The sequence below is a fragment of the Tenacibaculum sp. MAR_2009_124 genome, assembly GCF_900105455.1.
In the GTDB taxonomy this organism is placed as follows: Bacteria; Bacteroidota; Bacteroidia; order Flavobacteriales; family Flavobacteriaceae; genus Polaribacter.
Genome location: NZ_FNSF01000001.1, coordinates 1,255,070 through 1,268,179, shown reverse-complemented (window position 1 = coordinate 1,268,179; position 13,110 = coordinate 1,255,070). Strand labels below are relative to the sequence as shown.

8 protein-coding genes are annotated in these 13,110 nt (G+C 31.3%); 4 read left to right on the top strand and 4 right to left on the bottom strand.

What is annotated here, in order from left to right:
* The first annotated feature begins 5 nt into the window (after positions 1 to 5).
* The 4 genes from BLW23_RS04670 (at position 6) to acs (ending at position 7,347) form a co-directional block, all read left to right on the top strand.
* Positions 6 to 1,700 carry a sodium:solute symporter family protein gene (locus BLW23_RS04670; RefSeq protein ID WP_093668062.1) on the top strand — a complete coding sequence of 565 codons (1,695 nt, stop codon included), beginning with the start codon at positions 6 to 8 and terminating at the stop codon, positions 1,698 to 1,700.
* Between the two features lie 277 nt (positions 1,701 to 1,977).
* The gene (locus BLW23_RS04660; RefSeq protein WP_093668060.1) at positions 1,978 to 4,668 is read left to right on the top strand and encodes a sodium:solute symporter family transporter; all 2,691 of its coding nucleotides are present in this window, start codon (positions 1,978 to 1,980) and stop codon (positions 4,666 to 4,668) included.
* The gene (locus BLW23_RS04655) at positions 4,659 to 5,048 is read left to right on the top strand and encodes a response regulator transcription factor (RefSeq protein ID WP_093668059.1); all 390 of its coding nucleotides are present in this window, start codon (positions 4,659 to 4,661) and stop codon (positions 5,046 to 5,048) included. The genes BLW23_RS04660 and BLW23_RS04655 overlap by 10 nt, the downstream gene beginning before the upstream one ends.
* 391 nt (positions 5,049 to 5,439) lie before the next feature.
* A complete protein-coding gene (gene acs, locus BLW23_RS04645) occupies positions 5,440 to 7,347 on the top strand; it encodes an acetate--CoA ligase (RefSeq protein WP_093668057.1) in 1,908 nt (635 codons plus the stop codon).
* A gap of 254 nt (positions 7,348 to 7,601) precedes the next feature.
* Here the strand turns inward: acs and BLW23_RS04640 are convergent, their stop codons facing one another.
* From BLW23_RS04640 to BLW23_RS04625, 4 genes are all read right to left on the bottom strand, one after another.
* Positions 7,602 to 8,786 carry a class I SAM-dependent methyltransferase gene (locus BLW23_RS04640; RefSeq protein ID WP_093668056.1) on the bottom strand — a complete coding sequence of 395 codons (1,185 nt, stop codon included), beginning with the start codon at positions 8,784 to 8,786 and terminating at the stop codon, positions 7,602 to 7,604.
* Positions 8,787 to 9,361: 575 nt separating this feature from the next.
* Positions 9,362 to 9,823, bottom strand: a complete 462-nt coding sequence (locus BLW23_RS04635) for a helix-turn-helix domain-containing protein (RefSeq protein WP_255362734.1) — start codon at positions 9,821 to 9,823, stop codon at positions 9,362 to 9,364.
* A 583-nt stretch (positions 9,824 to 10,406) separates the two neighbouring features.
* Entirely contained in the window at positions 10,407 to 11,723 is a 1,317-nt protein-coding gene (locus BLW23_RS04630; protein ID WP_093668054.1) for a sensor histidine kinase, read from the bottom strand.
* Entirely contained in the window at positions 11,723 to 13,093 is a 1,371-nt protein-coding gene (locus BLW23_RS04625) for a sigma-54-dependent transcriptional regulator (protein WP_093668053.1), read from the bottom strand. The genes BLW23_RS04630 and BLW23_RS04625 overlap by 1 nt, the downstream gene beginning before the upstream one ends.
* Positions 13,094 to 13,110 lie beyond the last annotated feature (17 nt).

Below are 13,110 nucleotides of genomic sequence, written 5' to 3'. Positions count from 1 at the left end.
AAATTATGAGTGTACAAGTTTGGACTTGGATTATAGTGGCAATAACTTTTGGACTATATATAGGAATTGCTATTTGGTCAAGAGCAGGGTCAACAAAAGAATTTTATGTAGCTGGTGGTGGTGTTTCTCCATTAGCCAATGGAATGGCTACAGCAGCTGATTGGATGAGTGCCGCTTCCTTTATGGGAATGGCTGGAATTATAGCCTTTGCTGGTTATGATGGTTCGGTTTATTTAATGGGGTGGACCGGAGGATATGTACTTCTGGCATTGTTATTAGCGCCTTACCTCAGGAAGTTTGGGAAATTTACGGTACCTGATTTTATTGGAGAACGATATTACTCAAAAACGGCGAGAGTTGTAGCTGTGATTTGTGCTTTAATAGTATCATTTACTTATGTTGCAGGACAAATGCGTGGTGTAGGTATCGTTTTCTCTAGGTTTCTTGAAGTAGATATTAATACCGGAGTTATTATAGGGATGATTATTGTATTGTTTTATGCTGTATTGGGTGGTATGAAGGGAATTACTTATACCCAAGTAGCACAATATTGTGTTTTGATTTTTGCATTTATGGTTCCCGCTATTTTTATTTCGATTCAAATGACAGGGAATCCAATACCTCAGTTAGGATTCGGTAGTACTTTGGCCGATGGTTCAGGTGTTTATTTATTAGATAAATTGGATGGATTATCGACAGAGCTTGGGTTTACTCAATATACTAATGGTTCTAAATCAATGAGAGATGTATTCTGTATAACCCTTGCATTGATGGTAGGAACTGCAGGTTTACCTCATGTTATTATACGTTTCTTTACAGTAAAAAGAGTACGAGATGCAAGAAAATCGGCCGGATTGGCATTATTATTTATAGCTATATTATACACAACAGCTCCTGCTGTGGCGGTTTTCGCAAGAACCAATTTAATCGAAACTGTGAGTAATAAAGAATATGCTACCATGCCAGAATGGTTTAAAAAATGGGAAGAAACAGGATTGATAAAGTTTGATGATAAGAATAACGATGGAACAATTCAATATGTAGGTGATAAAGCTACTAATGAACTTACTGTTAACAGAGATATTATGGTTTTGGCCAATCCTGAAATAGCCGATCTACCGGCTTGGGTTATTGCACTCGTTGCAGCTGGAGGGCTTGCCGCAGCTTTATCGACTGCCGCTGGATTACTTTTAGTAATATCTTCATCGGTTTCTCATGATTTATTTAAAAAAGTAATTAAGCCAGATTTAAGTGAAAAAGGAGAACTTATGGCAGCAAGAATTGCAGCGGTGGGTGCAGTTTTAGTGGCTGGATATTATGGAATTAATCCACCTGATTTTGTCGCCGCAGTTGTTGCTCTCGCATTTGGGCTCGCCGCTGCATCCTTTTTTCCAGCAATCATCTTGGGTATTTTTTACAAGAAAATGAATAGTAAGGGAGCCATCGCAGGAATGGTGGCCGGAATTAGTATTATGCTCTTTTATATGTTGAAATATAAATTACAGTTTTTTGGAGGAGGAACACAAGAAGATTGGTGGTTTGGTATCTCGCCAGAAGGCTTTGGAACCATAGCCATGATTGTAAATTTTGTAGTTTCTTTAGCAATAAACGCATTTACAGAAGAACCACCACAAGAAGTTCAAGAAATTGTAGAAAACATTAGAATTCCTAGTGGGGCTGGTGACGCTGTTTCACACTAATACTTTAGGAATTAATATACATAACGGGATGGTAAATTTTAATTTGCCATACCGTTTTTGTAAATTGAGCAGATAACTAAACCATTCACAATGAAAAAGCGCCATCAACAAAAATTAGTGGTTGTTTCTATCTTTCTTTTTTTGGCTTGGAACGTGCCTTTTATTACCATTTTTGAATCTTCCTCTCATCTCTTGGGATTTCCTTCAATTTATGTTTACATTTTTGTGAATTGGCTTTTAACGATTGCATTAACCTATTCTGTATTGAAAAGATTTTATGAGTAATTACTTACTGATATTTATTATAATTTGCTATTTAGCTTTTCTTTTTTTGTTAGCGTATAAGGCTGAAAAACAACAACGAAAAAAATGGGTAAATAATCCATATATATATGTATTGTCCTTAGCTGTATATTGTACAGCTTGGACATTTTATGGAAGTGTGGGAATTGCTGCTAAATCTGGAATAAGTTTTTTAACTATATATTTAGGCCCCGTAATTGCTATGCCTCTTTGGTTGGTTATCATGCAAAAAACTATTAAAATATCTAAGCAGCATAAAATTTCAAGTATTGCTGACTTTATATCTCTTCGTTATGGGAATAACCGTTTTTTAGGGGCTTTGGTAACTTTAACCTGTTTATTAGCTATCATACCGTATATAGCACTACAGCTTAAGGCCGTTTCTGAGACCTTTTCTATTATGTCATCGAAGCAATATATAGCAACGGGTATTCTTGACGATTCTACGTTATATATAGCTTTAATTATAGCAATATTTGTTGTGTTCTTTGGAACGCAATTAACCGATGCTTCAAAAGGAAAACGCGGAATTATGGTAACGGTTGCGGTGGAATCGATCTTAAAACTTGTATTCTTCTTAGTAATTGGTTTTTATGTTGTGTTTTATCTTTTCGATGGTACCCAGGACATCTATAATCAAGCTTCTTTATTAGATGGTTTCGAACAATTGAGTTCATTTGGTGGTTTGCAAAATGGTTTTAATTGGATGTTTACTATTTGTTTGTCCTTCTTTGCTATTTTTTTATTGCCTCGTCAATTTCATGTGGCCGTAATAGAAAATCAAAATATTAAAGACTTAAAAAAGGCAATTTGGATGTTCCCTCTTTATCTGTTGCTTTTCAATGTTTTTGTCATTTTTATCGCTTGGGCCGGAAACTTAAAATTACCTTCTAGCATGAATAGTGATTATTATTCACTATTACTTCCTTTGAATACAGAAAATACCTTTCTGGCTTTATTAGTTTTTATGGGAGGTTTTTCCGCTGTTATTTCAATGATTGTTGTGTCAACATTGGCACTTTCAACCATGGTAAGTAACAATATAATAATACCTTATGGTTTTTTAAAAAAATTAGTAGCAAGTAATTCTATAGAAAATACGAAGAATATTAAAAATATCAGACGCATATCTATTTTTATCATTATCATCTTTGCGTATCTTTTTTATATTCAATTTTCCAAACAACTTTCTCTTTTTTCAATAGGTTTAATTTCTTTTGTTATCATAGCTCAATTGGCACCTTCATTTTTTCTAGGACTTTTTTGGAGAAGAGGCTCTTCAAAAGCGGCTAACGTAGGAATTATTCTGGGGCTTTTGGTGGTTATGTATACACTTTTAATTCCTATCATCGATCATTCATTGAAATTAAACTTTCGTTTTATTCAGGATGGATTATTTGGTATTGAGTATTTAAAACCTTCTCAACTAATGGGGCTAAAATTTTTAACTCCAGAGAGTAATGCTTTTTTATGGAGCATGAGTTTGAATGCAGCCATTTTCATTGTTGGTTCACTATTGGTAAAGGGAAATTATAGAGAGCGTAATTATGCCGAAATGTTTGTGAATAACGACAATTATGAGAATTTACAAGAAGAAGCATTTATATGGAAAGGAGAGGCCTATGTTAGTGATATTAGACGTTTGTTAGTGAGGTTTTTAGGAGAAACCAGAACAAAAAGAGCTTTGTCTATATTTAATAAAAAATATGGAATTTCTGAACAAGAGCAAAGGGCAGATTCTAGATTAATAAATTTTTCTGAAAAACTACTTACGGGTTCTTTAGGAAGTGTTTCCGCTAAAATTTTACTTACTCATGTTACTAAGGAGAAACCGATTAGTTTGGTGCAAGTTTTGGAAATTTTGGAAGAAAGTAAAGAAACGAAGGCCAGTAATAAGCTTTTACTAGAAAAGTCTGATGAGTTATCTACAATGACTCATCAGTTAAAAGAAGTGAATAAAGAACTCTTAGAGCAAGATAAAACTAAGGATGAATTTTTAGATACCGTAGCCCATGAGTTGAAAACTCCAATTACTTCAATTAAAGCGGCATCGGAAATTTTAATTGATGATGACATGCCTTCTGAATTGAGGCAAAAGTTCTTAGAGAATATAATTGAAGATACGGATAGATTAGCAACATTGATTCATAATATTTTAGATTTAGAAAAGCTTTCTACTAATAGAACAGAATTGGATATAGTTGAAAGGAATATCAATGATACAATTCAAAAATCCATAGATAGTATTCAGTATTTAGCTGACAAAAAACAGGTTAATATTCAGTTCAGAAAACAACAAGAAGATTTCGCTTTTTATGATGAAGATCGAATTTTGCAAGTACTCATTAACTTATTATCCAACTCTTTAAAATTTATTGATGAAATTACAGGAACTATTAAAGTATTTATAAAAAACAGTGGAAAATTAGTTCATGTTGTCGTTGAAGATAATGGCAAAGGAATACCTGAAGAAGATTATCAATATATTTTCGATAAGTTTTATCAGTCTAAAAACCAAAATATTAAAAAACCGCAGGGGAGTGGCTTTGGTTTGGCAATTTGTAAGCAAATTATAGAAAGTCATCGAGGTGAAATTTGGGTAGATCAAACTACTAAAAAGGGGGCAAGGTTAGTATTTACGTTACAAAAAAATATATGGAAGTAAAAAGAATTTTAATTGTAGATGATGAACCAAATATTGTGATGTCATTGGAGTATGCCTTTAAAAAGAAATCCTATGAGGTATTTATAGCAAGAGATGGAACAGAAGCATTTGAGATTGCGAAAGAACAATCACCACAGGTAATATTATTAGATATTATGATGCCCAAAATGGATGGGTATGAAACTCTTAAAAAGATAAAGGAAGTTGATCATTTGAAAAACACAAACGTCATTTTTTTATCAGCCAAGAGTAAAACAAATGATATCGAAAAAGGGATGAGTTTAGGCGCCGATGATTATGTAACTAAACCTTTCTCCGTGAAAAAATTGATTGAAAAGGTTGAGGCAATAGTTTTGAAAAACACCAAACAAGCAGATTAAATTTAAGGATATAAATTGAATTTAAAGAATCTTGTACCCAATTAAAAGATTACAGATGAATTACATCTGACAAATTAACTAACAATAAAACAAACAGATGAAACTAGCATTAAAACCTTTAGCATCAGATATATTTATTACCATATATGTTATAATAACGCTCTTTATACGATTTAAATTTGAATATAACAACACATCCATGAGCCCTGTTTTATCTATTGTAATGGGGGTATGTTTTATCGTTGTTATATGGTCTTTAATAAAGTTAAAGTTTTTAAATCCTAATTGGTTCGGACTTTTTAACTCAAAAATAAAGGAGTCATAAAGTAAAGAGAAGTAACCTATAGAGTTATAAAAAGAATTAAATCGCACAATATAAAAAATTAATATCATGAGTAATTATCATATTAAACACTTAGAAGAATATTTTCAAGTATACAGAAAGTCAGTTAGATATCCTGAAGTTTTTTGGGAAGAAGTAGCAGAAGAACATTTTCTTTGGAGGAAAAAATGGGATAAAGTACTAGAATGGGACTTTACAAAACCAGAGATAAAATGGTTTCAGGGAGCCAAATTAAATATTACCGAAAACTGTTTAGATAAACACTTATACGTTCGTGGAGATAAAACGGCCATATTATTTGAACCTAATAATCCAAACGAAGAAGCACAACATATTACTTACAAACAGTTACATGAAAAAGTATGTAAGTTTGCTAATGTTTTAAAATCTAAAGGAATACAAAAGGGAGATAGAGTTATTATTTATTTACCCATGATTCCTGAACTTGCTGTTTCGGTTCTGGCATGTGCTCGAATTGGTGCAATTCATTCTGTTGTATTTGCAGGTTTCTCTTCGACAGCGTTATCTACAAGAGTTAATGATTGCCAGGCAAAAATGGTAATTACTTCAGATGGTTCTTATAGAGGAGCAAAAACTATTGATTTAAAAGGAATTGTTGATGAGGGATTAGAAGATTGCCCCACGGTAGAAAATGTTCTTGTTGCAAAAAGAATTAACACTAATATTGAAATGAAAAGTGGCAGAGATTATTGGTTGCAGCCTCTTTTAGACGAAGCTTCAGCCGAATGTAATCCTGAAATTATGGATGCGGAAGATCCTCTTTTTATTTTATATACTTCTGGATCAACGGGTAGACCAAAAGGAATGCTTCATACTACTGGTGGATATATGGTTTATACGGCTTACACGTTTAAGAATGTTTTCCAGTACAAAGAAAATGATATCTATTGGTGTACTGCAGATATTGGGTGGATAACAGGACATTCCTATATTGTGTATGGTCCTTTAGCTAATGGAGCCACAACAGTAATGTTTGAGGGGGTACCATCATATCCAGATTATGGACGATTTTGGGATATTGTTGAGAAACATAAAATAACGCAATTTTATACGGCTCCAACGGCCATTCGTGCCTTGGCTAAAGAAAATTTAGATTTTGTTAATAAATACGAATTGAGTAGTTTAAGAGTATTAGGTACTGTTGGTGAACCTATAAATGAAGAAGCTTGGCATTGGTATAATGACAATATTGGAGATAAAAAATGTCCGATTGTTGATACTTGGTGGCAAACTGAAACGGGAGGAATTTTAATTTCACCAGTACCGTTTTCAACTCCTACAAAACCAACCTATGCTACTTTACCCTTACCTGGAATTCAACCTACTTTAATGGATGAGAATGGAAAAGAAATAAAAGGGAATTCTGTTGAAGGTAGATTATGCATAAAATTCCCATGGCCATCCATAGCAAGAACTATTTGGGGGGATCATGAGCGTTATAAAAACACTTATTTCTCAGCTTTTGATAATAAGTATTTTACGGGCGACGGTGCTCTCCGAGACGAGGTAGGTTATTATAGAATTACAGGTAGAGTAGATGATGTGATAATTGTTTCTGGTCATAATTTAGGAACTGCTCCAATTGAAGATTCTATCAATGAACATCCAGCGGTCGCAGAATCGGCAATTGTTGGATTCCCGCATGATGTTAAAGGAAATGCATTATATGGTTACGTAATTTTGAAAGAGACAGGCGAGGTAAGAGATCGTGATAATTTAAGAAAAGAAATTAATCAGCTAATTACAGATCATATCGGTCCTATAGCAAAACTTAATAAAATACAATTTGTTCCTGGTTTACCAAAAACACGTAGTGGTAAAATAATGAGAAGAATATTAAGAAAAATAGCTTCGAAAGATACAAGTAATTTAGGAGATACTTCCACATTATTAAACCCTGAAGTCGTAGAGTTAATCATGAAAGAAGCTCTTTAAAAGGGAGAAGTGGTTAATTTATATTGTATTGTAAAACAGTGCCTTAGGCTGTGTTTTGATTGTGTCAGTAATTTTGAAAGATAAATGGTATTAGATACTCAATATGCTTGAATCAGAGATAGTTTTTAAATTTTTAGCATGAAAAAAACGCCTTGTTTCCAAGGCGTTTTTTCGATATGTTGTTATTTTATAATTCCCCTAATAAATAACATATCATGATATAGACACTTATCAATAATATAACGTGATATGCTTTAGATTATTATTTTTTTACAGTCGATAACTATTAATTTATTGTTAATGTTTGTTGTGAAAAAAATATAGCGATCTCCACCATCTTTTAATTTCAATTCCTTTCTTAATTGCTCAACAGTTTTGGGAAAGTTTCTTGTAGTGATATTCGCCTTGTCAGAATTAATTTCTTTTTTAGATTTTTTTTTATTGTATTCGAATGAGTTTTGTATTTTAAATATTCTCCCAGGAAAATTTATTATTTTCTCATTAGATGTATACAAGTGAGAATGTTGATGTAACTTTATCAATCCATATGAATTCCCTATTTGATCAAAGGCGCCAGCTTTCAAAATAGCTGAATTAGGTTCGTATAAATAGGTTAGAGGTTCACCGAATTTGACTTCGGATTTATCGTTAAGTTTAAGTGTATAGTTTTCATTTCCATTTTTTTTTATATTGATTGTTTTAATCTCTAAATCACCATTGAAATCTTTTTCTAATAGAAACAAAAGTTCCTTCACTTCATTTTTTACAGCAACAATGTGGATTTCCTTTACAAATTGTAATTCTTTGAGAGTGGCACTAATATCTAGAATAGGAGAATTCTTAATTAAAATAGTGTTCGATTTGGTAAACAAGAAATCTAAATTATCAGGAACATTTGGAGCACAATCTTTCAATAAGAAAACTTTCCCTTTTGCATCACTTCTTCTAGAAGGATCAATATAAATACCATCAAAATTCTCTTGACTTTCTTTTAAATAGGTAAGTCCATCATGAGGTATAGTTTCTATATTATTTACTCCTAATTGTTCAAAGTTGTATTTCGCAATATTGGATAAATCAGCATTCATTTCACAATGAATCACTTTTTCATTTTTTTTTGAAAAATAAAAACAATCTATCCCAAAACCACCAGTTATATCAATCATTGAATTTCCTTGGATCAAACTAGATTTGTAGTTCGCCGTTATTTCTGATGATGTTTGTTCAATACTTAATTTTGGTGGATAGAATATAGCTACGGTTTCAAACCAAGATGGTAATTTTTTTTCTGACTTTTTTTTCGATATTATTTGATTCGCCAATTCCTGAACAGTAATCCCCTCAAAAGGTGAACCTTTAAACAATAGCCGGTTGATATCAGTATTTATATTGTTATCAATAAAATTTTGAACTTCAGTGGATAGTAATAACGTATTCATTCAAATAAGTAAAACGCAAAAATACATATAATATATAGTGAAACTATGAGGAGTTTAACTTATTTAGAAACTACGTAAATTTGGTAGTAATTATACCTCTCTGAGAATCGCGTATTTCGAAGCAAGATGGATCATTGTGTATTATATTCAATTTTGAGTCTTTTGGTAAATAGATTATTTAAAATAGAATTACTCAAAAAATACTGAACTGTAAATTTAAAAGGGTTTTTATTGTAGTTATTTTAGTTTGAATAGGTGTTTGTTTAGTATATGTATAATTTATAGGGTTCGTGTTTTTACATCGAATTTTTAAAATCAACCAATTTTAGTCCTCTGATAACAAAAAAACGGGATAATTTGTCTAAAATTCTAGATTAAATCATTATGCTTAAGTCATAATGAATCATATAATACCAAAGAGTAGTGATTATTACGGGAAAACAAAACCAGTTAAGATTGAGGCTTGCAATGTATTATCTATTATAGATAATCATATTAAATAGTGCCTTTTGAAAATAAATAATACAGCGAAATTTTTAATTGAAAAATAATTAGGAGTACTATGGAAGTATATTCTATTTATTGAATTCATCAAAGCTTCCATCATTATAAAGAAGTATAACTTTAACCAATTTCTTCGTTTTTTTTGATTGAATATAATCTTCTTTGTCGGTCTCAACGTTATTATTAGCAGTAGAACCTGAAAAAAGAGTAGGTGTATCCTGTACTTTTTGAGGCTGGATTTCTTCTTTTTTTACTGGATCAGTAATATCTGTATGTTCTATTTCAGGAATGGTTTCTTCAATGATGTTATTTTTTGGGAAGCTACCTTCACCATTCAACAACCAATAGAGGTCAACTTCTGGAAATTTATCTATAATTTTTAAAACAAAATCTAAGCTGGGTTTATTCCTTCCAGACATTAAATGGGAAATACTTGATTTCGGAACACTAATACTTTCCGCAAAAGTTGACGATGTTAAACTGTAATACTTAATTACTTCTTTGATACGGTTCAAAAAATTCAATCTATTCACAATTGTAATATATTTACTTAATACACAAATGTAAACAAAAGGTTTAATATGGGCAAATAAATGTAATAAGCTATTGAATAGGTAATTATATTACAGTAAAACTTAAAGTAAATACACTTAAATATCTAAAAAAGAGTAAGTTAGTTGTTGTGTATAGAGTAAATTTATAATTAGTAGGTAATTAGATGTTTTAAAAAGGTTTACATCTGTAACAACAGATTGATTGATTATAATATCGGTATGAATGGTTTACAATTGTAGACGTAATAGGATTAAAGGGATAATAAGATAAACACTTCATAACTTATCCCATTCTTTTAGTATTAATTTTACAGGATCATGTTTACCTCTCTTTTTCCTCATATAAAGGACTTGTATTTGGTCTTTTAGTGCATGTTTGAGCGACTTATAAACGAATTTAAGCGAGTAATGCTAATATCCTATAATACAAAGAGTTTTATCTTTAATTATGACATATAAGCTTCTATAAATACTCACAATACACTAGTTAAGCAGAATAAAAGAGTCGAGTATGCTTGTTAGTTCGCAGTAAATGAATATGGAGGTATGTTACATTTGTAAACTATGTAAAAATTACCTGAAACTCTGTAATTTTCTCATTAGACTTAAATCGTATCGTACCATTATGTGCTTCTATGATACTTTTACTCAATGTTAGCCCTATTCCGGCCCCTTCTTTACGAGTAGTGTAATAAGGTACAAATATTAGATCCTTAATCTCTTCTGAAACCCCAATTCCATTATCTTTTATAAACAAAAAAGTTCTTTTCTCATTTTGTTCAAGAAGTACTTCTATTTGAGGTTGTTTACAATTGTGAACAGCGTAAATAGCATTGGATATCAAATTTATAACTACCTGTTCTATTTGATTTTTGTCTCCGTGAACGTAAACATCCTCAAAATTGTCAAACAATATAGTAATATTCTTTTGCTCAAATTCAGAATTGAATAATACCAACACTTCTCTAATCAACTCAGGCAGATTTAATTTTATTTTTTTGGGTATAGGCAATTCTGCGAGTTTACGATAGTTATCCACAAAAGTTGTTAAGTCTTGCGATCTACGCTTTATAATGTTTAGCCCCTGTGATAATTCATCAAAAGTTTCTTCAGAATTATCTAATTGAATAAGAGAATCTAAATTTTCTGCTAAACTACTTATAGGAGTAATCGTATTAATTATTTCATGTGACATTACATTCATTAACTTATACCAAGACTCCTTTTCCTTTTTATCAATTAATTGTTGTATTGTTTCCAATGAAACGATTAAGTACTCGTGTTCATTGGTTCGTGTGAGGGATGTTTTTAGAAAAAAAGTTTCTTTTTTTTCATTTACGCTAATGTTGAGAGTGTGTTTTACCTCTCTCCATTCTTCAATAAACTCTAAAAGTGGACCTATTTTTTCTTTAAGTAACTCCCAACGATAGTACTTTGGTATATCCAAAAAATTAACAAAGGCGTGATTTAGTTGAAATACTTCCGTAAATCCATGAAAATTTTTTCTCAATATTAACATACCAAAAGGTAGACTGTCAATAATATTAGTGAAAATCAATCTTTCAGAACTATTTTGTAAACTTTTCTTTCTATTTTTTTCTAAAAGTAACCCTGTTTTATGATACAAAGAGTTTTTTCTTTTATGAGTAGATATCGTATTGGTATAATCTTCAAAGAGTAAACAGTCGATTGATTTTTCAATATCCCCCAGTATTTTCTTCATATAATCAATAAATAGGAAAATTTGAAAAAGCAAAATTAAAGAAAAGCCTATTCCATTAATAACATAACCAGTGCTAAAAAAGTGATATATAATAACACCATTAATAATAAGGAATGTAATTCGTATAATTATTTGTACGTATAAAGGTTTTCCCATTATAACTGATGTTTTTCTAAGCGTCTATATAGCGCTGCTCTGGTTAAACCTAAATCTTTAGCAGCTCTGGAAATATTGCCCTGATGCTTTTGTAAAGCTTTCTTTATCAGTAGTTTCTCCGTTTCTTCAATGTTTAGGTTATTGCCTAATGAGCTATCTATTTTTTTTCCAGAAAAATGTAAATCATATAATTGAATAATGTTTTCATCCGTTATAATTACAGCTCTTTCAACAATATGCTCAACTTCTCTAATATTTCCAGGCCAAGAGTAATTTTTCAATCCATTAATGGCCTCATTTGAAAACCCTTGAATACTCTTTCTGTACTTATTATTTAATTTTTTCAAAAAATAATTGGCCAACAATAGTATATCATCTTGCCTTTCCCGTAGTGGAGGAAGATTTAATTCAATTGTATTAATTCTAAACAATAAATCTTGCCTGAATGTTTGTTTATCAACCATATCATGAATAGGAGCATTGGTTGCACAAATAATTCTAGCATCTATTTCTCTTTCTTTTCCTTCTCCTAATCGGGTAATTTTTCTGTTCTGAATTACTGTCAAGAGTTTTGATTGTAAATGAAGAGGAAGGTTTCCTATTTCATCTAAAAATATGGTGCCTCCTTTGGCTAGTTCAAACCTACCAATTGTATCCTTATGAGCGTCCGTAAAAGCTCCTTTAGCGTAACCAAATAATTCACTTTCAAATAAATTCTCATTCAATGCTCCTAAATCAACATGAATAAAAGGAGCGTTTTTTCTAAGAGATTCTAAATGAATCTCCTTAGCAAAAACATATTTACCAGTTCCATTTTCTCCTAAAATTAGAATGTTGGCATCGGTAGGAGCTACTTTTTTTACTAAGCGAATAGCAGATTCCATTGGTGCAGAGTTCCCTATAATATGTCCAGCTTTTTTATGAAAATCTAAATTGTCTTGGTTTTGAACAGTTTCTAATTGAACTGTTTTTCTTTTAGATCTTGCCAGTTCAACACCAACATTTACTACACCATAAAGTTTTTCAGTGTTCCAGGGTTTTAAAATAAAATCAGAAGCTCCTTGCTTAATAGCATCTACGGCTAAGTTTACGGAACCAAAAGCGGTCATTAATATTACTGTAGTTTCAGGACTTACTTCTTTAATATACTTTAACCAATAAAGTCCTTCTTTACCATCTTCAAAACCAACGCGATAATTCATGTCGAGTAAAACCACATCAATTGTGGAATTACTTAAATGATTTCCTATTTTTTTTGGGTTATTACTTGTAATAATTTCAGTAAAATATTTCTTCAGACTAATTCTGGCAGAAAATAAAATATCGTCGTCGTCGTCAACAATGAGTATAGAAGCTTCTTTTTTTCTCATACTACATAAATAAGGTT